At 59.5% G+C, this 23,161-nt stretch carries 23 protein-coding genes and 1 tRNA gene; 10 read left to right on the forward strand and 14 right to left on the reverse strand.

All coding sequences use genetic code 11. The features are described 5' to 3' along the window. Positions 1-2: 2 nt before the first annotated feature. Positions 3-1,346 (forward strand): MFS transporter, encoded by a 1,344-nt coding sequence (locus PSH81_RS16095; RefSeq protein WP_305391073.1) that lies wholly within the window; start codon positions 3-5, stop codon positions 1,344-1,346. 142 nt (positions 1,347-1,488) lie between these two features. After that, a complete protein-coding gene (locus PSH81_RS16100) occupies positions 1,489-3,432 on the forward strand; it encodes an avidin/streptavidin family protein (protein ID WP_305391074.1) in 1,944 nt (647 codons plus the stop codon). Here the strand turns inward: PSH81_RS16100 and PSH81_RS16105 are convergent. Both PSH81_RS16105 and PSH81_RS16110 read right to left on the reverse strand, forming a co-directional pair. Further along, positions 3,429-4,832 carry a heavy metal sensor histidine kinase gene (locus PSH81_RS16105; RefSeq protein ID WP_305392783.1) on the reverse strand — a complete coding sequence of 468 codons (1,404 nt, stop codon included), beginning with the start codon at positions 4,830-4,832 and terminating at the stop codon, positions 3,429-3,431. The genes PSH81_RS16100 and PSH81_RS16105 overlap by 4 nt on opposite strands. After that, a complete protein-coding gene (locus tag PSH81_RS16110) occupies positions 4,829-5,500 on the reverse strand; it encodes a heavy metal response regulator transcription factor (protein ID WP_192296466.1) in 672 nt (223 codons plus the stop codon). Before PSH81_RS16110 ends, PSH81_RS16105 begins: the two co-directional genes overlap by 4 nt. Positions 5,501-5,647: 147 nt before the next feature. Between PSH81_RS16110 and PSH81_RS16115 the strand changes: the two genes are divergently transcribed. Both PSH81_RS16115 and uraH read left to right on the forward strand, forming a co-directional pair. Continuing rightward, on the forward strand, positions 5,648-6,151 hold the full coding sequence (locus tag PSH81_RS16115) for a heme-binding protein (RefSeq protein ID WP_226456351.1): 504 nt from the start codon (positions 5,648-5,650) through the stop codon (positions 6,149-6,151). Between the two features lie 10 nt (positions 6,152-6,161). Next, positions 6,162-6,572 (forward strand): hydroxyisourate hydrolase, encoded by a 411-nt coding sequence (gene uraH, locus PSH81_RS16120; RefSeq protein ID WP_226456352.1) that lies wholly within the window; start codon positions 6,162-6,164, stop codon positions 6,570-6,572. A 57-nt stretch (positions 6,573-6,629) separates the two neighbouring features. Here uraH and PSH81_RS16125 read toward each other — a convergent pair whose 3' ends face one another. Further along, complete coding sequence (locus PSH81_RS16125) at positions 6,630-7,790, reverse strand: cytochrome P450 (RefSeq protein WP_305391075.1); 1,161 nt, start codon at positions 7,788-7,790, stop codon at positions 6,630-6,632. A gap of 74 nt (positions 7,791-7,864) precedes the next feature. On the opposite strand from PSH81_RS16125, the gene PSH81_RS16130 reads away from it, so the two are divergent. The 3 genes from PSH81_RS16130 (at position 7,865) to PSH81_RS16140 (ending at position 9,524) form a co-directional block, all read left to right on the forward strand. Beyond that, positions 7,865-8,632, forward strand: a complete 768-nt coding sequence (locus tag PSH81_RS16130; protein ID WP_226456354.1) for a helix-turn-helix transcriptional regulator — start codon at positions 7,865-7,867, stop codon at positions 8,630-8,632. Between the two features lie 206 nt (positions 8,633-8,838). Continuing rightward, on the forward strand, positions 8,839-9,315 hold the full coding sequence (locus PSH81_RS16135) for a hypothetical protein (protein WP_305391076.1): 477 nt from the start codon (positions 8,839-8,841) through the stop codon (positions 9,313-9,315). 53 nt (positions 9,316-9,368) lie between these two features. After that, positions 9,369-9,524 carry a hypothetical protein gene (locus PSH81_RS16140; protein ID WP_305392812.1) on the forward strand — a complete coding sequence of 52 codons (156 nt, stop codon included), beginning with the start codon at positions 9,369-9,371 and terminating at the stop codon, positions 9,522-9,524. A 114-nt stretch (positions 9,525-9,638) separates the two neighbouring features. Here PSH81_RS16140 and PSH81_RS16145 read toward each other — a convergent pair. Beyond that, positions 9,639-9,729: transfer RNA gene (locus tag PSH81_RS16145), tRNA-Ser, on the reverse strand. A gap of 152 nt (positions 9,730-9,881) precedes the next feature. On the opposite strand from PSH81_RS16145, the gene PSH81_RS16150 reads away from it, so the two are divergent. Next, positions 9,882-10,553, forward strand: coding sequence for a Bax inhibitor-1/YccA family protein (locus PSH81_RS16150; RefSeq protein ID WP_192296518.1), 672 nt, complete (start codon positions 9,882-9,884; stop codon positions 10,551-10,553). A gap of 62 nt (positions 10,554-10,615) precedes the next feature. Here the strand turns inward: PSH81_RS16150 and murB are convergent, their stop codons facing one another. Genes murB through PSH81_RS16190 form a run of 8 tightly spaced genes read right to left on the reverse strand, consistent with a single transcriptional unit; the run spans position 10,616 to position 17,437 of the window. After that, positions 10,616-11,635 (reverse strand): UDP-N-acetylmuramate dehydrogenase, encoded by a 1,020-nt coding sequence (gene murB, locus PSH81_RS16155; RefSeq protein WP_305391077.1) that lies wholly within the window; start codon positions 11,633-11,635, stop codon positions 10,616-10,618. Next, the gene (locus PSH81_RS16160) at positions 11,632-12,096 is read right to left on the reverse strand and encodes a low molecular weight protein-tyrosine-phosphatase (RefSeq protein WP_226456358.1); all 465 of its coding nucleotides are present in this window, start codon (positions 12,094-12,096) and stop codon (positions 11,632-11,634) included. The genes murB and PSH81_RS16160 overlap by 4 nt, the downstream gene beginning before the upstream one ends. Further along, positions 12,096-12,860 (reverse strand): 3-deoxy-manno-octulosonate cytidylyltransferase, encoded by a 765-nt coding sequence (gene kdsB / locus PSH81_RS16165; RefSeq protein WP_192296521.1) that lies wholly within the window; start codon positions 12,858-12,860, stop codon positions 12,096-12,098. The genes PSH81_RS16160 and kdsB overlap by 1 nt, the downstream gene beginning before the upstream one ends. Continuing rightward, the gene (locus PSH81_RS16170; RefSeq protein ID WP_192296522.1) at positions 12,857-13,042 is read right to left on the reverse strand and encodes a Trm112 family protein; all 186 of its coding nucleotides are present in this window, start codon (positions 13,040-13,042) and stop codon (positions 12,857-12,859) included. Before PSH81_RS16170 ends, kdsB begins: the two co-directional genes overlap by 4 nt. A gap of 24 nt (positions 13,043-13,066) precedes the next feature. Then, entirely contained in the window at positions 13,067-14,077 is a 1,011-nt protein-coding gene (gene lpxK / locus PSH81_RS16175) for a tetraacyldisaccharide 4'-kinase (RefSeq protein ID WP_226456359.1), read from the reverse strand. Further along, a complete protein-coding gene (locus tag PSH81_RS16180; RefSeq protein ID WP_192296524.1) occupies positions 14,077-14,505 on the reverse strand; it encodes a biopolymer transporter ExbD in 429 nt (142 codons plus the stop codon). Before PSH81_RS16180 ends, lpxK begins: the two co-directional genes overlap by 1 nt. Then, positions 14,502-15,137: a MotA/TolQ/ExbB proton channel family protein gene (locus PSH81_RS16185; RefSeq protein WP_185706715.1), complete on the reverse strand. Its 636-nt coding sequence runs from the start codon at positions 15,135-15,137 to the stop codon at positions 14,502-14,504. Before PSH81_RS16185 ends, PSH81_RS16180 begins: the two co-directional genes overlap by 4 nt. Before the next feature lie 47 nt (positions 15,138-15,184). Further along, positions 15,185-17,437, reverse strand: a complete 2,253-nt coding sequence (locus PSH81_RS16190; protein ID WP_305391078.1) for a DNA internalization-related competence protein ComEC/Rec2 — start codon at positions 17,435-17,437, stop codon at positions 15,185-15,187. Between the two features lie 135 nt (positions 17,438-17,572). Here PSH81_RS16190 and PSH81_RS16195 point away from each other — a divergent pair, with 135 nt between their 5' ends. Continuing rightward, complete coding sequence (locus PSH81_RS16195) at positions 17,573-18,088, forward strand: DUF2062 domain-containing protein (protein WP_192296526.1); 516 nt, start codon at positions 17,573-17,575, stop codon at positions 18,086-18,088. Here PSH81_RS16195 and PSH81_RS16200 read toward each other — a convergent pair. Beyond that, on the reverse strand, positions 18,074-19,462 hold the full coding sequence (locus PSH81_RS16200) for a sensor histidine kinase (protein ID WP_305391079.1): 1,389 nt from the start codon (positions 19,460-19,462) through the stop codon (positions 18,074-18,076). The genes PSH81_RS16195 and PSH81_RS16200 overlap by 15 nt on opposite strands. Then, complete coding sequence (locus PSH81_RS16205; RefSeq protein ID WP_305391080.1) at positions 19,449-20,177, reverse strand: response regulator transcription factor; 729 nt, start codon at positions 20,175-20,177, stop codon at positions 19,449-19,451. The genes PSH81_RS16200 and PSH81_RS16205 overlap by 14 nt, the downstream gene beginning before the upstream one ends. Before the next feature lie 206 nt (positions 20,178-20,383). Here PSH81_RS16205 and PSH81_RS16210 point away from each other — a divergent pair, with 206 nt between their 5' ends. Then, positions 20,384-23,137 (forward strand): response regulator, encoded by a 2,754-nt coding sequence (locus tag PSH81_RS16210; protein WP_192296529.1) that lies wholly within the window; start codon positions 20,384-20,386, stop codon positions 23,135-23,137. Positions 23,138-23,161 lie beyond the last annotated feature (24 nt).

Here is a 23,161-nt window from a genome sequence, read left to right on the forward strand (position 1 = left end):
CTATGAGCGACGTCACGCCAATGCCCGCACAAGCCAACTACACCTCCACTCGGCAAGTGGGCGATGTATTCAGAGACGTACCCCTGACCCGCGAGCACCTCAAGTGCTGCTTGGCGCTGTTTTTTGTGTTCGCCATTGAGGCGTGGGAGATGATGATCATCGTCTACACCGCGCCGCTGATCGCCCAGGATTTTTCCCTGGATGCACTTGCCGTCGGCCACCTGATCGGCGCCATGTTCATCGGCATGCTGTTGGGCTCGTTAGTCTGGGGCAAGCTCGCCGAACGTATCGGCCGCAAGGGCGCGGTGGTCTGGAGCCTGGCCATTTACGGCGTGATCTCGTTGGCGAGTGCGTTTGCCCCCGACTACGCCTCGCTCTACGCGTTACGGCTGTTCTCGGGCGTGGCCGCAGTTGGCATGATGGTGGTGACGTTTGCTCACTATCAGGAGCTATTGCCCGTGCGCCATCGCGGCGCGCTAACCGTGTACCTGGCCTCGGGATGGCCAATCGGCATGCTACTGGCACTGGGGGCGACCATATGGCTGATGCCCTATGGTTGGCGCACAATCATTGCGGTGAGTTCACTGGGTGGGTTGTGGGCTTTGGTGGTGGCGCTCTGGGTGCCGGAGTCGCCGTACTGGCTGGCCAACGCCAAGCGCCAAGCGCAGGCCCGAGCGATCATCACGCGATTAAGCCGAGGTACCGTGCAAGTGCCTGAAGATTGCCTGCTGCAAGTGGACCAAACGACGTCAGGGCGCCAGCGGGAGCTGTTTTCACCGGTGCTGTTGAGGATCAGTGCGTTGCAGATCCTGGTGAATTTTACGTTCTCCTGGGGTTACTGGGGCTTGCAGACCTGGCTGCCGACGCTGTTGCAACAACGCGGGCTGAGCCTGCCGCAAAGCTACGGTTTTATTGCACTGTCGGCACTGTGCATGATCCCCGGCTACATGGCGGCGTCGTGGCTCACCCATCGTTATGGCCGCAAACACGTCATTATCGGTTTCATCAGTGCCTCGGTGCTCGCTGGCTACGGCTTTGCCAACGCTCAAAGCCTTGAAATGCTGTACCTGAGCAACTTCGCCCTAGCGTTCTTCAGCCTGGGGGCATGGGGGGTGTGGGGCACCTGGATCGCCGAGCTGTACCCGACCCCATTGCGTACCATCGGTTACGGGTGGGCGATTTTTGCGCAACGCGTGGCCAATATCCTGGCACCGTCTTTGATCGGCGCACTGGTGGCTTACGGCGCCTCCTTCAATATGACCACCACCTTTATCAATGCCTTCATGCTGGTAACCGTGTTGCTCGCACTGTTCATTCCTGAAACCGAGGGCAAGGCGTTGGATTAGCACAATGCCCATCGTGCTTTCAGGCATATGTGATCCATCGTGACTGACAGCCCACGCCCTGCCCCCTGCGTTTGAATAACTCCAGACCTCGAGCGGGTCATCCAACCGGATGCCCCATCAAATTGCAGACACGGAATTCACTATGGACAGTCAACAATGGAGTGACGGATTCACCTTCACCATGCAACGCGGTCCCTTTCAGAACAACGGCGCCACACCTTGGTACACCCGTGTACAGGTAGGCACACCAGGGCAATCCCTGAAGGTGTCGATGGACACCGGAACCAATATCACCTGGATAACCTCCAGCCTGTGTTCGCCCGACCGATGCCAGCACTTCAGCGCAGGCCGGTTTGACCATCAGGCGTCCAGCACCTTCACCTTTACGGATTGCCTGCAACGGCCCTACAGCTTCGGGCCCTGGGGCACGATGCAGGTAGAATCCGGTTCGGATGTATTGACCCTGAATAACACCGCATTGCCCATTCAACTTCTACTGGCGGCAGACTACACCGGAACGCAGTTTCGCCAATTGGACTGGGACGGCGGCATGGGCTTGCCCAGCAGCAGCGCCTATGTCGACGGGAAAAGCTCGTTTGTGTTTCAGGCGTTGATGAATGCTGGAAAAATCGATCCCCATCAACCCTTCGTTGCCTTCGACTGGGACCCTGCTTCGCGTCGGGGCGTGTGCCAGATGGGGGCAGTGGATGCGGCTAAAACCCGTGGTCCGCACCTGTTTCTTCCGTGGTCGCTCTACAGCAAAGTGCGTGGTATGGAATACATCTGGTCGACTCCGCTGACGTCCTACACCGTAGGCGGCGACGTTTTGGCCAGGAACGTAACCTTCGCGCTGGACTCTGGCTCATCCCAATTCAAAGGGGATGACCGGCTGATGCGCCAGACCCTTGAGCGTATTGCCCAGGGCGGCAGTCCAACGGTCGTCCTGGGCTTCGCCGATGGCGAAATCACCCTGGGTGCCGACCTGTACAACGTTTTGATCGAGGACGGTCCAGACAAGGGTAAAACACTTCCTCAATTCGAGCCGCTGGGACTGACCGACCTGGTGCTGGTGGGTTCGCTGGTGATGGAGTATTGCTACACCGTCTATGAGTATCGTGTGGTGCAATGTCGAGCAGGCACTTACTCACTCGCGCCGGTTGGGATATGGCTGTTTAACCGCCCGCAGGGGCCCCAGATTATCAGCCGCTCATCTTCACGGCGCTTTGAGGCAAAGCCGCGCACGCTTGTCAGTGGAAAGCTGGTGCTCCGCCCGCCCCTAGCGACTGCCCATACAGCGCCGCCGCTTTGCGCCGCTGGCACCTGGAAAAATGACTACGGCTCGACAATGACGTTGACGGTCACCGGCAATGTCATTACCGGTTCGTATCAGTCATCCACGGGCTCAACGGGCCGATACGCAGTGACGGGTTATCAAGCGAGTACAAGTCCTTCACGGGAAAAAGGGCTACCTGTGGCATTGGCTATAGACTGGCACTCGCTGGATGAGCAGCAGGCCGACCCGAGCTGGCATTGGGTGTCGGGGTTGTGCGGACAGCTCCATCGGATCGCAGGCGAGGATCGGCTCAATCTATCGCACGTGCTCATCGCCACCGAAGATTTTCCCGATCTGGCTAAACAAGGAGCGTATCTGGACAAACTGAGCTATCGACGGGTTGCAGATGAGGCCATAGAACTACGTCCTATCACCCCCACCTTGGCTTCGGAGCACGACAACCGGTTAAATGGCACTTGGATGGCAGCGCAAGGATATAACCTGAAACTGCACGTTAGAGCGTCAAGCCAGCATGCTTTAGGTTGTGTCAGCGGCACGTTGACGACGCCTACCGGGCGGGTCGAGGTATCCGGTTTTACTGACATCAACGCGAACTCGGGCGGGCTGTCACGGCAATCGGTAAGCCTCGCCGCACCGCAAAAGAGCGGTGAAGCGGTACTGGCCCTGGCCGGTTCGCTGGATCTTCAAGTGGATGAATTGACCTTGCTGGCGCTGCTCACGTCATCCACAACAGCGTCACAACGTTATGTGCAAACACAGGTCCAGTCGATCATGTTCAGGAGGACTCACTAAATAATCCGCTTGGATTCAACCTGGCTTGCTAACGGGCCCATTGGAGGAAACTCCAAACGAAAGCTCGTTCCGGATGAATTGCTGTCTACGCTGACCCGACCACCATGCAACTGCATAATTGAGCGAACGATGGCTAAACCTAGCCCACCAGAGTCGTCCGGCTGACTACGTGACGGATCGCACCGGTAGAAGCGCTCAAACAGTCGAGGGAGATGCTGCGCTGAAATCGGCTGGCCTTGGTTATGCACGATAATTTCAATCCTGTCCCCTAAAGCCATACTGCTAATGGTTACCGGCGTAGCAGGAGAGCCATAACGCAGTGCGTTGGCCAGCAAGTTGGCCAGTGCTCTGCGGATCAAAGCAGGATCAGCATGCAGTTGATCATGGGCCTGATTGATCAGCGCGACATCACGTTCTTGTGCAACACCTTCAAAATACTCACACAGTTGCTCCACCAGGTCGTGCAGGTTGATAAGCTCATCACTGACACATGCATGCGATTGCTCGGTGCGCGCGAGAAACAGCATGCTATCGACCATTCGCGCTAGACGCTCATACTCTTCCTGATTCGAAACCAGCAAGTTTTGATAGTCTTCGATTGAACGACAATGCCTCAGGGCCTGCTGGGTGTGCCCCATCAGATTGGTGAGCGGGGTGCGCATCTCATGGGCGAGATCCTCCGAGAATCGTGATAGCTGGGCGAACCCCTCTTCGAGGCGTGCAAGCATCTGGTTAAGCGCTTGGCTGAGTGCTTGTAGTTCACTCAGTTCGTTGAACTCATCCAGCCGCAGATGCAGATGGTGTACATCAATTGCGGCAGCGCGCTTCGCCAGTAAGCGCACAGGTCGTAAACCTCGCTGACTTACCCACCCGCCGAGCACAAAAGCCAGCAGCGCACCGACCGACATCGCGAGCCAGAGCTTGAGTCGGTAAGCCCCCAGCATCTGCTCGCGCTCGCTCAACAACTTGCCAGCAATCAGGGTCAAGCCGCGATCACCTTGCATGACATGCTGCCAGGCAAAGCGCACTGCCACCGAAGAGTTACCGTCACTCAACTGAGCCTGGGCTACAGCCGGTAACGCGGGCAAGCTCATGCCGACGGGGTTGATTTCGATCAGCACCTGACCTGTGTCATCGATGATCCACAGCAAGTTGTCGCGATTGCCCAGCATATTTTCGTATAGCTTGGGCCGCTTTCTGAGTTGCTCGACGCTGATACTGTCGTTGATCAACGCATGCATGCGCTCCAGGCGCCCAAGCAGGGCCTGGTCATCGCGCCAAGCGATTTCTCGCTGTAACGACTGATAAAGATAAAAACCAATGGACCCCAGCAGCAGCGCACTGACTAACGCGAACATGAGCGCCAGGCGCAAGCTCAGGTTACGCGCAAACAGTTTCAGGATTGCACCTCAAGCATGTAACCGATGCCACGCACTGTATGTATCAACTTTAATGGGTAAGGATCGTCAACCTTGGCGCGCAGTCGTCGGATGGCAACATCGACCACATTGGTATCACTGTCAAAGTTCATCTGCCAGATTTGCGAAGCAATCGAGGAACGCGATAGCACCTCTCCTTCCCTACTGACTAACAGGTGCAACAGGGCAAACTCCTTGTTGGTCAGGGTCAGGCGTTCACCCTGGCGCGTGACCTTACGGCTCAACAGATCCACGCTCAGGTCTGCAACCAGGAACTGTTCGACCTCACGGGGCGGCCCCCTGCGCAGGAGAGTACGTACGCGTGCCAATAACTCGGCATAGGAAAAGGGTTTGACCAGGTAATCATCGGCCCCTGATTCAAGCCCCTTGACCCGATCCTCCACAGAGTCCCTAGCAGTTAGAAAAAGCACCGGGGTTTGCCACTTGCGTCGAATAATCTGAAGCAATTGCCAACCGTCCAGGCCCGGCAGCATGACATCCAGGATGATCAAGTCGAACTCACTTTCCTGTGCCAGATACTGGCCCTCCAGGCCATCTAAGGCGACCTCCACCACGTAGCCCGATTCAGTCAGGGCTTTGTGGAGGTAATCCGCTGTTTTCGCTTCATCTTCAACGACCAGGATACGCATCTTTTCCTCCAGAATTGGAGCATAGGCTAGCGCGCTTGGTCGTTTTGGCACATTACATCTTGGTAATCATGAGGCAATCATTCTGACGGTGTGCACGGGGCATCATGCCTGGCGATGACTCAGCCAGACAAAACAAAGGAAAAAAGCATGCGTATACGCCTGTCAGCTTTATTGCTCAGCTCACTTGCAATGAGCTCTGCGCTCGCCGTTGCAGCCCCGGGTCAAGTTGTGCAGCGCAACGACGTTTCATTGGCAATGGCCAATGATTTGCTAAATACCGCGCTGGCAGCGTGTCACGCCGAAGGCCGCACAGGTGTTGCTGCAATTGTCGACAGTGGCGCAAATCTAGTCGCCTTGCAGCGTGACGATAACGTGGGCCCACACAATACATTAGCCGCCCAACGCAAAGCCTATACCGCCCTATCGACCAAGACGCCCACACGACTGTTGGCAGAGCGTGCTCGCAGTACCCCCGATGCGGAAAACCTCAACACCCTGCATGAGCTATTGCTGCTAGGCGGCGGCGTGCCGTTGCTGTTTGAAGGGCAAGTCATTGGCGCAATCGGAGTGGCCGGTGCCGGCGGAGCAGCAAACGATGAAGGTTGCGCATTGGCCGCTATCAACAAAATTTTACCTACCGTCAAAAACTAAGGACATCATCATGACTGGATTGAAAACATTCTTCGCTGGCGTTGTATTGAGTGTCGTATCGTCACTGGCATCAGCGGCAGGAAACCCGCTGAGCGTGCATGTCCTCAACTTACAAGATGGCCTGCCCTCCCCTGGTATCAATGTCACATTGGAAAAACAAGACGGTAAGAACTGGGACATGCTCAACAGCGCTTCGACAAATGAACAAGGTCGTATTCCCGGGCTATACCCCGAAGGTCAAGCTCTGGAGAAAGGTATCTACCGTGTAACCTTCAAGACAGGCGAGTGGTTCAAAGCGCATAAGATTCCAAGTTTCTTCCCTGAGGTACCGGTAATCTTTGAGGTAGACGGTGCCGTTGCGCACTACCACATTCCATTACTGCTCAGCCCCTATGGTTTCTCTACCTACAGAGGTAACTGAGCCTCTAACGGGGGCAGTCCAATGAGCTTGCAAGGTGTCTAGAGAATACGGGGTGATTCATTGCTGAGTTTCCCGATCACGATAAAAATGAGGTATGCGACCATTAAGGGAGGGCAAATAACTCCACCGATAAGGACGCGCAGAGGAGGCTGGTTGTCGATGCAGCCATGCCAAAATCGCCTCAGCGGCGATAGTCAATGCAAGTTGCTGGCCTGGACATTCATGTCGTCCTGATCCGAAGCTGAAGGTTCGTCGTTGCGTTCGTTTGACCAAGAGTCTATCGGGGTCTGGGTTCGCGTAGGGATCCCTATTGGCTGAAGCGAGTAACACTAGAACGGTATCGCCCGCCTCCAAGACGCTGCCCACGATAGTGCATCGCTTAGCAACGAATCGCCGGGTGTTTTGCACGGGCGAGTCGTAGCGCGCTACCTCTTCCACCAAGTCTGCAGCGAGCATCTGCGTAGGTAGCATGTCTTTAATCAGATCAGGGTTACGATGGAGCGCTACAAGGGTATTGCCGATCAGGCCTGCGGTGGCTTCGCAGGTCTGTGACAACAGGCCGATCAGGTTAGCGATCAATTCATCATGATCTCTCCAGGCGGTGGCTTCGCATCCACTCCAGATATGGCTCAAGAAGCGGCTACTTTCATCGTCGTTGCTCAGCAGCGCGCTGACTAATTGACTAAGTCGGGTGGCCCCGGAATCAGCTTCACCGAGTTGAATTTCGTCGCTTAACGGCGACAGGCAGGCGACGAAATCCCGCGTCAGCCTCGCTACTTCCTGTAGCCGGCTGGATGGAAAGCCTATCAAAGCGGCAATAACGGAAACCGGTAACGTGAACATCAACTCATCTAGGTTGTCGACCGGGTTATCGAGGGTCTCGACCACACGTGACACGATGTCTGCGATGCTATCTGTTTGGACAGAGGCCAAGGCAGGTTCGATAACCATCCTGGGGCACAGGTGCTGTGGGCCTTCGTTCATGCGCATCAAACGACCGAAAATCATTCCTGCCACGCCTTGCGCAATGGCAGGAGGTATCGGCTCGTTTAGCGGACGCACCCGACAGTCTGGATGCCCCAGAATGGCTTCGACAGCTTCGGCACTACTTGCAATCCATAAACGAAGATCTGCATCGAATAGCAGGCCGTTTTGTCGCCTGAGACCTGAGTAATAAACGTAGGGATCAGTATGGGTAGCGGCTTCAAAAGGCGTCATTGCGTAAGTCCTGTTCACAAAGAACGGCTACTATCGAGCATCCCTCATGGTGACGATTCGCTCAGGAACGAAATATGGACGCTCGAAGCAATGACACCGCGATTTCTCGGGTAGCCGGCGCTATTGCCGAACCAGCGAGGACGAAAATGCTGTGTTCGCTGATGGACGGCCACGCCCGTACCAGTACCGAAATGGCCGTCATCGCCGACGTCAGTGCGTCCACGGCGAGCGCGCATTTGGCAAGACTAAAAGAGGACGGGTTGGTAAAGTTGCACACGCAAGGCAGGCATCGTTACTACAGTCTGGCTGACGCGCAAGTGGCCCAGGCTATTGAGGCCCTCATGGTGATCAGCCAAAACGCACCTACACGATATGTGTCCACGACCCCAACCCGACTGCAGTTCGCGCGTACCTGTTATGACCACATGGCAGGAACACTGGCTGTACAACTGCACGATCATTTCGTGGAGTCAGGCTGGTTAACCGTGCCAGTTTCCGGAGAGTTGTATCAGCTTACGATAAGCGGCGAAAAAGCCATGACCGGGCTCGGTATCGAGATAGAAAAGGTAAGGGCACAGCGGCGTCGTTTCGCGTGCTCCTGCTTGGACTGGAGCATGCGGCGCCCTCATCTTGCCGGAGCACTCGGAGCGGCTTTTCTACAGACGGTCATAAGCCGCAAGTGGGTTATCCAAGACCTTGATAGTCGGGCACTCGCATTGACATCCAAGGGACGAAAGGAGCTGTCTGGCCTATTCGGGATCATTCTGGAAAACAATGAGAGGGAGAGATCAGTCGTGCGGAATGCGGCACGACCCGCCGAACCGGCTTTGCCGGCACGATAATTACTTATTCCTTCAACTAAGCATCTATCAAGAAGCAGGCATTGCTTCGCGTGCCATATCGAAAATCAAGGTGTCTTGGCGGGACGCTTACCTTTTTCTGGATTTAAGCACCACCGGAGCTTCAACATCGAAGGATAGGGACATGAATCACATCTACAAAACGCTTTCTACTACCTACGGGTATCGGTATTGCGGTGTTGTGCTCGATGAATGTCGAAGCTATAACGCGGGAAGAAATGCTCAAGCTCAATGCCGCGTACCCGCCCGGTAGTGTTGTTAGCTGTGAGACGCGGCTTGAAGGAAACGGGGAAAATTTATTGCCAACGCTCCTGAAAACTCGCGCGCACATCGAAGAAAGAACGGGGAACCTGACCCGTACTGATGTGAGCGTAACGTTTGTCCCACAGGGATCATCAACCACCACAATGACCGTGAATTACCAGTCGCGAGCAACCATGGAAGATGACGGTGAGTTAGTTGATATTGACCCAGATAGCCTAACTGTCTCATTCAGCCCTTCAAATCCAGCCAGCGAGTCCATTGTGGCGAACAAAATGCGCAGTACTCTCCCCCCTACTGGAAGCGATCTAAGGCTATACAAGACGGTAACAATCACCGATTTCCCTTCCTTCATAATCACTCCCCAAGATCAGCCTCCGATCTACTGTTTTAAGGAAGAATAAGCAGTGACACTTTGCATCATCGATGCCGTGTCAGACTTGGAATACGCTAGCCCTTGGTCGATCTGATGGAGTGGTCTGGCATTACTGAGCAGAGCGAGGCGATGACGCTGATTATTGGCGACGCGAACCTGCTGCTGGGGCACAGCGGACAGGAAATTACCAAGCGGGTTTACAGGAGGATCGGCGCGACCGCGAAGCCATCAAAATAGGAAAGTTCTGGGACACTTCCACAATAGTTATGGAATACCTATGAAAAGACGCCTCCCGCTTCCCGAATGCCAGAAACACAAAAGCCCCGCATTGCGGGGCTTTCGTATGAATCTTGGCGGGAAACCAGGGATTCGAACCCTGGGAACGCTATTAACGTTCGCCGGTTTTCAAGACCGGTGCATTCAACCACTCTGCCAATTTCCCTTTTGCATCACAGGATTAGAATAGACCATCCCGTCTCAGCGGGCGCCATAATACCCGAATGAAACACACTGTCAAACTCTCGCCATCGCTTGTTACAGAGCGTCTGTTATGATCTTTGCGACTGAACGTTTCAAAACTCAAGGAGTGTCGCCATGCGCGAACAGAATTACGCAGTGAATGGCAATGCGCAGGCTGAGCAGCTTGAAGTCAGCCGCGTATTGCGCAACACGTACGGCTTGCTCGCCCTTACCCTCGCATTCAGCGGCGTGATGGCGTTCGTGGCGCAGCAGATGCGTGTTGGTTATCCGAACATTTTTGTCGTGCTGATCGGCTTCTATGGTCTGTTTTTCCTGACCAACAAACTGCGCGATTCGGCCTGGGGCCTGGTGTCGGCGTTTGCCTTGACCGGTTTCATGGGCTTTATCCTCGGCCCGATCCTTAACCGCTACCTCGGCATGGCCGGCGGTGCGCAAGTGGTCAGTTCGGCGTTTGCCATGACCGCGCTGGTGTTTGGTGGCCTGTCGGCCTACGTGCTGGTCACCCGTAAGGACATGAGTTTCCTGGGCGGTTTCATCACCGCAGGCTTCTTCGTGCTGCTGGCAGCGGTGGTAGCTGGGATGTTCTTCCAGATCAGCGGCCTGCAGTTGGCGATCAGCGCGGGTTTTGTGCTGTTCTCCTCGGTGTGCATCCTGTTCCAGACCAGTGCGATCATCCACGGCGGTGAGCGTAACTACATCATGGCGACCATCAGCCTGTATGTGTCGATCTACAACCTGTTTATCAGCCTGTTGCAGATCTTCGGCATCATGAGCCGCGACGACTGATTTCAGCCGACACAAAAAAAGCCCCGTATCGAAAGATGCGGGGCTTTCTTGTTTTCAAGGGATCAGTACTGGTTGGGCTCCATCTCCAGGTCCACCTTGAAGCGTTCGGCAATGTCGCGCTGGATACGTAGCGCCAGGTCGGCAATATCGTGCCCGGTGGCGGCACCATAGTTGACCAGCACCAGCGCCTGCAGCTTGTGCACGCCCGCATCGCCATCCCGAAAGCCCTTCCAGCCAGCCTTGTCGATCAGCCAACCGGCAGCGAGTTTCATCTGCCCATCTGCCTGCGGGTAGGCCACAAGATCGGGGTATAAGGCTTGCAGTTCAGCCGCAAGGGCTTGGGAGACCAACGGGTTCTTGAAGAAGCTGCCAGCATTGCCCAGCTCTGCCGGGTCTGGCAGTTTTTCACGGCGGATGCTGCAAATGGCGCGGCTCACATCGCTCGGTGTCGCCTCGGTGATCCCTTGCCCGGCCAGGCGCTGCTGCACCGGGCCGTAGTCGAGTTTCAGGTGGCTGACGCGGCTCAGGGCGAAACGCACGCGCAGGATCAGCCAGCGCCCGACTTCGTGTTTGAACAGGCTGTCACGATAGGCGAAGTTGCATTCCTCCAGGCTGAAATCCCGCAGTTCGCCGGTTTGGCGATCCAGGGCGGTCAGGCCGGCGAATACGTCTTTGATTTCTACGCCATAGGCGCCGATATTCTGCATCGGCGCGGCACCGACGGTGCCGGGGATCAGGCTGAGGTTTTCCAGGCCACAAAAGCCTTGCTCCAGGGTCCAGAGCACAAAGGGGTGCCAGGCCTCGCCTGCTTCGGCTTCAACGATCACCTGCTGGCCATCGTCCTGCAACACCCGAATACCTTGGGTGGCCATGCGCAACACCAGCGCTGGTATGTCCTGGGTCAGCAGCAAATTGCTGCCGCCGCCAATCACCAGCAGTGGCAGCGCCTGCGCGGCGGCGTAGGCCAGGGCCTCACGAACATCGGCGTCACTGCGGGCTTCGGCGAACAGTCGCGCGCGCACATCGATGCCAAAGCTGTTGAAGGGCTTGAGCGATACCTGCGCAAGCACGTGCAAGGTCATAACCGCCCCTTAATTTCGATCACCAATAGGTCACAGGCTTGCTCGATCAGGTCAAGGACCCGCTCAAAGCCTTGTTCGCCTTCGTAGTATGGGTCTGGCACCTCGTCGACCTCAGCGTCATAGCGGCGCAGGAACAAGTCCAGCTCTGCCTTGCCCTGCCCCGGCTGCAGCGCCTTGAGGTTGCGCAGGTTGCTGTGATCCATGGCCAGGATCAGGTCGTAGCGCGCGAAGTCGGCTCGACCGACCTGCTGCGCACGCTGTGCCGACAGGTCGTAGCCGCGCGCTAGCGCCGCACGCTGGCTGCGCTGGTCCGGCGGGTTGCCGACATGCCAGTCACCAGTGCCGGCGGACGCGACTTCAACCTGCCCGGCCAGCCCCGCATCGCGCAACTTCTGGCGCAACACGCCCTCGGCCGTTGGCGAGCGGCAGATGTTGCCCAGGCAGACGAACAGGACTTCCATCAGGCCCCCAACAGGCGACGGACGCGCTCAAGGTCTTCCGGCGTGTCAACACCGGCGGGCGGCGCTTCCAGGGCGTCGCCGACGTGGATGCGCACGCCGTGCCACAAGGCACGCAGTTGTTCCAGGGATTCGGTGTTTTCCAGCCAGCAGGGGCCCCAGCTGACGAAGTCATGCAGGAATCCGGCGCGGTAGGCGTAGATGCCGATGTGGCGGCGATACGGCACACCCTCCGGCAACGCGTCAGGATGCTTGGCGAAGGCGTCGCGCGCCCAAGGCAAGGTCGAGCGGCTGAAGGTCAGTGCCAGGCCGTTGATGTCGCTGACCACTTTCACCACGTTCGGGTTGAACAGCGTAGCGATGTCTTCAATCGGCTCAGCCAGCGTCGCCATGCGTGCTTCGCCGTGGGCAGCGAGGTTGGCAGCCACCTGGTCGATGACGCTTGGCGGGATCAGCGGCTCGTCGCCTTGTACGTTGACCACGATGGCATCGGGCGCCAGGCCCAGCTGCGTGGCCACTTCGGCCAAACGGTCGGTGCCGGAGTTGTGGTCTTCACGGGTCAGCACTGCTTCGGCGCCGAAGCCTTGGCAGGCTTCGATGATGCGTGGGTCATCAGTGGCCACTACGACCCGCTCGGCGCTGCTCTTGCAGGCCTGCTCCCACACCAGCTGGATCATCGGCTTGTTGCCGATCAGTTGCAGCGGTTTGCCCGGCAAGCGGGTTGAGGCAAAGCGCGAAGGAATGACAACGGTAAAGGCGGTGGTCATTTATCCAGGCGCTCATCGGAGGTCAGGGTACGGGCTTCGCTTTCCAGCATGACCGGAATGCCATCACGGATCGGGAAAGCCAGGCCGGCGCCTTTGCTGATCAGCTCGGTTTTGTCGGCGCTGAGCTTGAGCGGGCCTTTGCAGATAGGGCAAGCGAGGATGTCGAGCAGTTTGGTGTCCATGAGTGTTTCCTGGAAAGAAGCGTTTTAAGGCAAGAGACGGGCGGGCAACAGACGCATCAGTTGCGTGTCGAACCAGGCGACGAACGCCGGCGACGGCACCGCATCCACCGCAAGATACCACCAGTCGGGCTGGGCAAAGGCGCGGCACTTGACCGCGTCCTTCTCGGTCATGACCAGCGGCAATGATGGCGTGAAATTCAAGACTTCTGCGCTGTAGGGCGCATGGTCGGCAAAAGCATGGGGGATCGGCTGCCAGTGTAGCGATTCAAGCGTGTTGAAGAAACGTTGCGGGTTGCCGATGCCGGCAACCGCGTGAACCTGCTGGCCAGACGAAAAATACTCGACCGATTGACGCTCACCGGTCTTCAAGTTGATCAACGCCGTGGGCTGTAGACGGAAGGCAAAGCCATCTTCGCGATCAGCGGTGGCACCGTTATAGAGCAGCGCATCCACGCTCTCAAGACGCTCCACCGGCTCGCGCAACGGCCCGGCAGGCAGGCAGCGGCGGTTGCCAAGGCCGCGCGCGGCGTCGATCAGCACCAGTTCCAGGTCGCGGGCCAGGCGATAGTGTTGCAGGCCGTCATCGGACAGGATCAAGTCCAGGGTTTCACTGGCCAGCAGCGCCTTGACTGCACGGCTGCGGTCGGGATCGATCATCAGCGGCACGCCACAACGCTGCACGATCAGCAGTGGCTCATCGCCAGCCACTGCAGCACTGTGACTGGCCTCGACCCGCCACGGCAACTGCGGTGGCTTGGCGCCATAACCCCGGCTGACCACCCCCACACGCAACCCGCTGCGACGGCAGTGCTCGATCAACCACAGGATCAACGGCGTCTTGCCGGTGCCGCCCACCGTGATATTGCCGACCACCACCACCGGCACCGGCGATTGATAGATCTCGCCCTCGCCCGCCAGGAAGCGCGCGCGCTTGCCCTGCACGACGCGGCGATACAGCGACTCCAGCGGGCGCAACAGCGACAGCGCCGGGTGCCCTTCATACCAGGCCTTGAGTAAACGATCGGACATGGCCATCAGGGTTGGCTCGCCGCCTCGACGGTACTCATGCGCAGATGGCTGAAACCGAGCTTGCCAGCAGCGTCCATCGCCGTGATCACCGCCTGATGCTGGGTCTTGCCATCGGCACTGATCGACAGCGGCATCTTGGTATCGCCGCCGGATTCTCGCTGCAAGGCATCCATCAGGCTGGCCAGGTCGTTTTTCTCCAGCACCTGGTTATTCACCGAAAACACCCCCTCGGCACTGATGGCGATGTCCAGTTGCTTGACCTGCTGGTCTTCTGCCGGCGAGCCGCTGACCGCTTCGGGCAAATCGACGCGCAGCTCGGTCTGCCGGGTGAAGGTGGTGGTGACGACAAAAAACAGCAGCAGGATAAACACTACGTCGATCAACGACGCGAGGTTGATGTCGACGTTTTCCCGTTGCTTGCGGCGAAATTTCACGCTCGACCCTCGACCAGATCCACATCACGGTCGCCCTGTACCACTTCCACCAGCTTGATCGCCTCCTGCTCCATGCCCACCACCAATTCATCGATGCGCCGTTGCAGGAAACGGTGGAAGAACACCGAAGGAATCCCGACCATCAGGCCGGCGGCCGTGGTTATCAGTGCCTTGGAAATACCACCGGCCAGTACGGCAGCGTTGGTGGTCATGCCCGAGCCCATGAACGAACTGAAGATGTCGATCATGCCCAGAACGGTGCCCAGCAAACCGAGCAACGGGGCCATGGCGGCAATGGTGCCGAGGGCATTGATATAGCGCTCCAGCTCATGAATGACCCGGGCGGCGGCCTCCTCGATGCACTCCTTCATGATCTCGCGACCATGCTTGGAATTGGCCAGGCCGGCGGCGAGGATTTCACCTAGAGGTGAGTTGGCGCGCAGTTCCTTGAGTTTTTCCTTGTCGAGCTGCTTGTTCTTGATCCAGCCCCACACCTGCCCCAGCAGATGTTCGGGGGTGACGCGACTGGCGCGCAGGGTCCACAGGCGTTCGGCGACGATGCCGAGTGCGGCGATGGAGCTCATGATGATCGGCAACATCATCCAACCACCGGATTTGACCAATTCCCACACAGTGAATGTCCCCTCGAAAAAGTGCGCCACTTTACCATATCGGTTCGTCAGCGGGGTTCGCCGACCTTAGGCTCAAAGGGTAATGCATCACGCCAGAAACGACGTTGACTGCGCGCAACAATCGGCGGTGCGAAGGCGCCCAGTCGCAGACGCACGGCCCCTTGCTCGGCGCTGTCGTAGATCCGGCTACCCAGCGCCTGGTAGCGCTCCAGCACTTGCGGATGAGGATGGCCAAACGCATTGCCACGGCCGCGGGAGATCAACACCGAGTGGGGCGAAAGCCTTTGTACAAAGGGCCAGGACGAAGAACTGCGACTGCCATGGTGGGGTGCCTGCAGCCAGTCGGTCGCCACCGCCAGGGGTGACTCAAGCAAGGCCCGCTCGGCGGCGCGGTCAATATCGCCGGTCAGCAACAGGCGCTCGCCATTGGCCTGGACCTGCAACACACAGGACTTCGCGTTGCCTTCAACCGCGTCCGACCATTGCCACAACTCAAACGCCACGCCGTCCCACTCCCAACGCTCGCCGCTCACGCATGGCTGGGTCCCGAGGAATGTCGGCAACCTTTCGGTCTCGCCGCCCACTACCCGGCGGATGGCCAACCCACGGGCAACCGCGGCCGCACCACCGGCGTGGTCGACGTCGGCATGGCTCAGCAGCAGCATGTCCAACCGCCCTACCCCGAGCTTTTTCAACGCTGGCAACACCACGCTGGCGCCCAGATCGGACGCACCCGAACGCGGCCCCGCATCGTAAAGCAGGGTGTGCCGACGGGTGCGCAGGATCAATGCCTGACCCTGCCCGACATCCAACTGCAGCACCTCGACCTGCCCATGGGGCACTGATTCCCTGGGTGGAAACACCGCCAGCAACAGCATCGGCCAGCCCAGCAGCCGCAACGGCACGCCCTTGGGCAACAGCAACAACACCGCGCCCGACAGGCTGATCAGCCAGCAGCCCAGCGGCACCTCGGCCGGAGTCCAGGCCGGCAGTTGTTCCGCCAGCAACGCGAGGCCGCGAAACAGTCCGTCCAACGCAGCACCGGCCAGCCACAATAGTTGCTCGCCCACCCATGGCAGCGGCAAGAGCGCAGTCCCGAGCAGCGCCAACGGCAACACCACCAGGCTGATCCAAGGCACCGCGAACAGGTTGGCCAACGGCGCGCTCAGGCTGATCGGCAGCCCCAGCGCCAGCAATACCGGAAACAAACCGAGTGCAATCAGCCACTGCGCACGGGTCCACGCCTGCCACACACTCCAAGCGCCCAAACGCCCGCTGAACGCCAGCACCAACACGGCAACGGCCGCGAACGACAACCAGAATCCAGGCTGCAAACTGGCCAACGGCTCCAGCACCAATACCCCATTGAGCGCGAGCAGCAGCGGCCACCAGGCACCCAGATGGCGAAACCGCAAGCGCCACAGCAGCACCAGCCCGACCATCACGCAGGCACGCTGCACGGGCACACCGAACCCTGCCAGCAAGCCGTAGCCCAGCGCAGCGGCAAACGCCAAGCCACACGCCCACGGCAGCCAAGGCAGGGCCCGCGGCCAATAGCCGTAGCGCGCCAACCCGGCGACCAGCGCGTAAATCAACCCCGAGAGCAAACCAATGTGTTGACCGGAAATCACCAGCAGGTGCACCGTGCCGGTGGCTTGCAACACCTGCCAATCCTGCGGCGCCAGTGCCGAACCGTCCCCCAGCACCAACGCCGCCAACCCAGCCTCGCGCCCCTGGGCATCCACGCTCGACAGGCGTTGGCGCACGCTGTCGCGCCAAGCGTTACGCGCAGGCGACAGGCGCATGCCATCCTTTACCGAGCCCGTGGCGCCAATACGATGGGCAAGCAACCAGGCCTCGCGGTCAAAGCCATGAAAATTAAGCAACCCCGCCGGCCGCTTGAGCGTGACCGCCACGCGCCAGCGTTCACCGCTGTGCACCGCCGGCCCAGCGTGCCAGGACACTTGGATACGCTTGGGCAACCGGGCATTGCGCGAGCGACTGTCGGCCAGCTCGAACCGTACACCGCTGCCAGTCTGCTGCGGCAACCCGACGACACGCCCTTCCAGCCAGCGTGTCTGCCCATCCAGTGCTGGCCTAAGGCGATCATCCAGCGCCCACTGCGCACTCAGGCACGCCCAACTCAAGCCGAATAGAAAGAACGCCAGGCAATAGGTGCGAAATGGCAACAACATCAACGCCACCACTGGCATGGCCAGCAGCAGGCCGACAGGCGGCAACACCGGTAAAAAGCGCAGGGTCAACAACCCCAGTGCAAACGCGAACATCCCTGCTCTCATGGATCATCCCTTTCAAGTGATCCATTCAGTCTTAGCCGAGCGCCCGGTACTGCCTTTGATGTTTTGTCACAAAGTCTGAATTTTCTGTTTATAGAATGTGGGCATACTTGCCCCTCGATCTGACCTGGAAGCCTTATGCCTCGGCGCTTATTCAAACGGTACATGCCCGACCCCAGCAGTATCAGGGAACACAAGTCCTTACGATTCCTCGGCACGTTGCTGCATGACCCCAACCTCTGGCACCTCAACCGGCACTCGGTGGCACGGGCCATGGCCGTGGGTTTATTCGCGGCGTTTATCCCGATTCCGTTGCAGATGTTGTTGGCGGCGGTCCTGTCGATCACGGTGCGCGGCAACATGCCCATCGCCGTCAGCCTTGTGTGGCTGACCAATCCGATCACCATGCCGGTGGTGTTCTTTTGCACCTATTTGACCGGCGCCTGGCTGATGAATGTGCCGCCACGCAGCCTGCCCGACGACCTGACCTGGGAGTGGATCAGCGGCCAGCTGAGCACCCTGTGGCAGCCGTTCCTGCTGGGTTCAGTGGTATTGGGGTTGGTGTTGGGCGCGCTGGCCTATTGCCTGACCATGGGCTACTGGCGCTGGTGGGTGGCCCACCAATGGAAGAAGCGCAGACTACGTCGCGCTTGAGGCCTGGCGCGCCTGCAGGCGCAGGTGAATGCGCAGGCCTTGTCCGGTGTTTTGCGCCCACAGGCTGCCGTCCTGACGCTGCACGGCGTTGCGTGCGATGCTCAGGCCCAGGCCAAAGCCGCCGTCGCCGGGCCGCGAGCCATCCAGGCGGGTGAACGGCGCAAAGATACGCTCCAGATCGCGCTCATCGATACCACCGCCCTGATCCTCCAGCCACAAGTGCCAGTAATCCCCCTCGCGCCGCCCATCCAGGCTGACTGCACCCTCGGCGGGCGAATGGCGTATGGCATTGCGCAGGATATTCTCCAGGGCCTGGGCCAACGCGTTGAGGTTGCCGCGCACCCAGCAATCGGCGCCCAGCAGGCACGGCAGGCGCGATGCCGGCCAATCACTTTCAAAACAGGCGTTCTCACGCAACATGTCCCACAACGCCTGCACCTGAATGTCTTCCCGGGGCAGCGGCGCACGCTCGGTATCCAGCCAGGCGAGTTGCAGACTGTCCTCCACCAGGCGCTGCATTGCGTCGATCTCCCGGCTCAAGCGCTCACGCAGCTGCGTCAGATCCTGTTCGCTGTCGCACGCCACCCGCAGCCGGCTCAGCGGGGTGCGCAGTTCGTGGGACATGTCCCGCAGCAGTTGTTGCTGCAAGACCACCGTGCCCTGCAGGCGTTCGGACATGTGATCAAACGCACGCCCCAATTCGCCCAGCTCATCCTGGCGACTGATGGCCGCCTGGGACAACCGTGTATTCAACTGGTCGGCGCGCCAGGCATTGGCCTGCTCACGCAGTTGATTGAGGGGCATGATCAGCAGGCGATAGAGCCCGATGCACAGCAGCAACGTGAATAAACCGGGGATGACCCCATTGGTCACCACTCGCCAGAACACCTGGTAGCGCCCCGGCATAAAACGTTGCGGCAACTCGATCACCAGCGAACCCGCCTCCGGGTTCACCGGGAAGGGAATTTTCAACCACGGCAAGCCTTTCACATGCCGGCTGACCGGCCAGTCCAGCCCACGCAGGAACGTCAGGCGTTGACTTTCCTTGTCGCTCAACGGGTAGCTGCTCAAGGACTGCAAGTCATTGCCAATCACCCCGATCCAGGTGCGCTCACGCGTGCCCATCTGCTGCAGCCACGCATCAACCCCGGCGTGCCCACCGCGGTTCCAGGCCTGTTCGGCACCGACCGCGTAACCACTCAAGGTGATCCTCGCTTCGTCGGACAGGTACTGGTTCTTCTGCTCCATGTACCGACCCCAGGACCAACTGAGCCAGATCATCAACAAACAGAAGGCGATCAACAGGCACGCCAGTTTCCAGAATAGCGAGTGCTTGCCCGGCAACCGCTGCAACGGACGTTCAAAGGCTGTCATCGGCACCGCTCAGCACATAGCCCTTGCCCCACACCGTGCGTACTTCGCGCTCGCCGTAGCCAACGGCCTTGAGCTTGCGGCGGATCTGGCTGATGTGCATGTCGAGGCTGCGATCATGGGGCGCATAGCCGCGCTGCAACACATGCTGATAAAGGAAGGCTTTACTGAGGACTTCTTCACTGCTGCGGTGCAGGGTTTCCAACAAGCGGTATTCGCTGCGCGTCAGCCCGGCCCACTGCTCCTGATAGAGAACGTCGCACAGCTCGTCGTCAAAACGCAGGGTGGGCGCATCGTCGCGCGGCGGTGAAAGGCTCGGCAACGGGCGGCGGTCGAGGGCCACCCGGCGCAGGATGGCTTCGATGCGCACGCGCAATTCGACCATACTGAACGGCTTGGGCAGGTAGTCGTCCGCCCCCAGGCGAAAGCCACTGATACGATCGGCCTCGGCGCCCAGGGCCGACATCAGGATGACCGGGATCGAGTGGCTCTGGCGCAAATGCGTGAGGATCGACAAGCCATCCATCCCCGGCAGCAGAATATCCATCAGCACCACGTCGAACGCCTGGTCACGGGCCATTTGCAAGCCCTGCTGACCGTTCTGGCACCACGTCACCTGGAAACCACAGCGCCCCAAATGCTCGTGGACATAGGCGCCGAGCACAGGGTCATCTTCAATGGTCAGGATACTGGGTAGGCCAACTGCTGCGGGATTCATTAGCGTCTGCAAGTCATTCTCAATGGCCGATTATTCAAGATTAACCCGCCGCAGGCAATCGCCATCCGCCCCCCCAATGGCCCGAAGATTGCCTCATATCATTAATTTGCAAGATCCGACGCCGCGCAAATGGCTACACTGCGCAGGTGGCGCGGCCCGGATGCTGGCGTGGTTTATCGATAACAATGTGGTAGCAGGAGAGTGGCGTGCTTAGAAGAATGGGGATAAAAGGCCGCGTACTGTTGCTGACCTTATTACCGACCAGTCTGATGGCCCTGTTGTTGGGGGGCTATTTCACCTGGATGCAACTGTCGGAATTGCAGACCCAATTGCTGCAACGCGGCGAAATGATCGCCGAGCAACTGGCGCCGCTGGTCGCCCCGGCCCTGAGCGCGAAGAATACCGAGCTGCTGGAGCGCATCGCCACCCAGTCACTGGAGCAGCCGGACGTGCGCGCCGTGTCGTTCCTCAGCCCGGACCGCACGCCCCAAGCCCACGCCGGCCCGACCATGCTCAACCAGCCGCCCATCGGCAACAGTTCGCACCTGCTGCAACGCACCGGCAACGATGCAACGCGTTACCTGCTGCCAGTATTTGGCCGTCATCGCAACCTCGCGGGCGAGTTGATCCCCGACGAAGCCGACCGCCTGCTGGGCTGGGTCGAAGTCGAACTGTCCCACAACGGCATGTTGCTGCGTGGCTATCGCAGCCTGTTCGCCAGCCTGCTGTTGATCGCCATCGGGCTGATCTGCACCGCAGCCCTGGCCCTGCGCATCAGCCGCACCATCAACTCGCCGATTGGCCTGATCAAGCAAGCCGTAGCCCAGCTCAAGGACGGCAACCTGGAAACCCGCCTGCCGCCGCTGGGCAGCCAGGAGTTGGACCAGCTCGCCTCGGGCATCAACCGCATGGCCGAAACCCTGCAAAACGCCAGGGAAGAACTGCAGCACAGCATTGACCAGGCCACCGAAGACGTGCGCCAGAACCTGGAAACCATCGAGATCCAGAACATCGAGCTGGACCTGGCGCGCAAGGAGGCCCTGGAGGCCAGCCGCATCAAGTCCGAGTTCCTGGCCAACATGAGCCATGAAATCCGCACTCCGCTCAACGGCATCCTTGGTTTCACCCATCTGCTGCAAAAAAGCGAATTGTCGCCGCGCCAGCTGGACTACCTGGGCACCATCGAAAAATCCGCCGACAACCTGCTGGGCATCATCAACGAAATCCTCGATTTCTCGAAGATCGAGGCCGGCAAACTGGTGCTCGACAGCGTGCCCTTCAACCTGCGGGATCTGCTGCAGGACACCCTGACCATCCTCGCCCCTGCGGCCCATGCCAAACAGTTGGAGCTGGTCAGCCTGGTCTACCGCGACACCCCACTGGCGTTGGTGGGCGACCCGCTGCGCCTCAAACAGATCCTGACCAACCTGATCAGCAACGCGATCAAGTTCACTCGCGAAGGCACCATCGTCGCCCGGGCAATGATCGAAGACGAACAGGAAGACAGCGTGCAACTGCGCATCAGCGTGCAGGACACCGGCATCGGCCTGTCCAGCCAGGATGTGCGCGCGTTGTTCCAGGCCTTCAGCCAGGCCGATAACTCGCTGTCGCGCCAGCCGGGCGGCACCGGCCTGGGCCTGGTGATTTCCAAGCGTTTGATTGAACAGATGGGCGGTGAAATCGGTGTCGACAGCACGCCTGGGGAAGGCTCGGAATTCTGGATCAGCCTGAACCTGCCCAAAACCCGCGACGACCTCGAAGACCTGCCGTCTGCGCCATTGCTCGGGCGCCGCGTGGCGGTGCTGGAGAACCACGAACTGGCGCGCCAGGCCCTGCAGCATCAGCTGGAAGACTGCGGCCTGGAAGTCACGCCGTTCAACAGCCTGGAAAGCCTGACCAACGGCATCACCAGCGCCCATCAGACCGAGCAGGCCATCGACCTCGCCGTGCTTGGCATCACCGCCAATGACATCCCACCGGAGCGCCTCAACCAGCACCTGTGGGACCTTGAGCACCTGGGTTGCAAGGTTCTGGTGCTGTGCCCGACCACCGAACAGATGCTGTTCACCCAGTCGGTACCCAACCCCAACAGCCAGTTGCAGGCCAAGCCTGCCTGCACCCGCAAACTGCGCCGCGCCCTGGCCGACCTGATCAGCCCGCGGCCCTCGCGCAGCGAGCCCGGCGAGCCGCTGTCCAGCCGCGCGCCACGGGTGCTGTGCGTGGACGACAACCCGGCCAACCTGCTGCTGGTGCAGACCCTGCTGGAAGACATGGGCGCCAAGGTCCAAGCGGTAGAAAGCGGGTTCGCCGCCATTGACGCGGTCAAACGGGAAACCTTCGACCTGGTGCTGATGGACGTGCAGATGCCTGGCATGGACGGACGCCAGAGCACCGAGGCGATTCGCCAGTGGGAAAGCGAGCGCCACGGTACGCCGCTGCCGGTGGTCGCCCTCACCGCCCACGCCATGGCCAACGAAAAACGTGCCCTGCTGCAAAGCGGCATGGATGACTACCTGACCAAACCGATCAGCGAGCGGCAGTTGGCCCAGGTGGTGCTCAAGTGGACCGGCCTGGCCCTGCGCAACCAGGTACCGGAGCGTGCCACCGACGGCCTCGCCCCAGCCGTGAAGCTGCTGGTGCTGGATCATGAAGAAGGCCTGCGCCTGGCCGCCGGCAAGACCGACCTGGCCGCCGACATGCTGGCCATGTTGCTGGCCTCACTGGAAGCCGACCGCCTGGCCATCACCGTGGCCCGCGAAGCCAAGGACCACAACGCGCTGATCGAACGCGTCCACCGCCTGCACGGCGCCACCCGTTATTGCGGCGTGCCGCAACTGCGCGCCGCCTGCCAACGAGCCGAGACCTTGCTTAAACAGGACGATGCAAAGGCCTTGCATGCCTTGGACGAACTGGACATGGCGATTGCGCGGTTGGCGAGCGAAGCGCGGGTCAGCGCCTGAAGCAACGCTTCAGGAAACCGCCTT

The sequence above is a fragment of the Pseudomonas sp. FP2335 genome, assembly GCF_030687535.1.
GTDB lineage: Bacteria > Pseudomonadota > Gammaproteobacteria > Pseudomonadales > Pseudomonadaceae > Aquipseudomonas.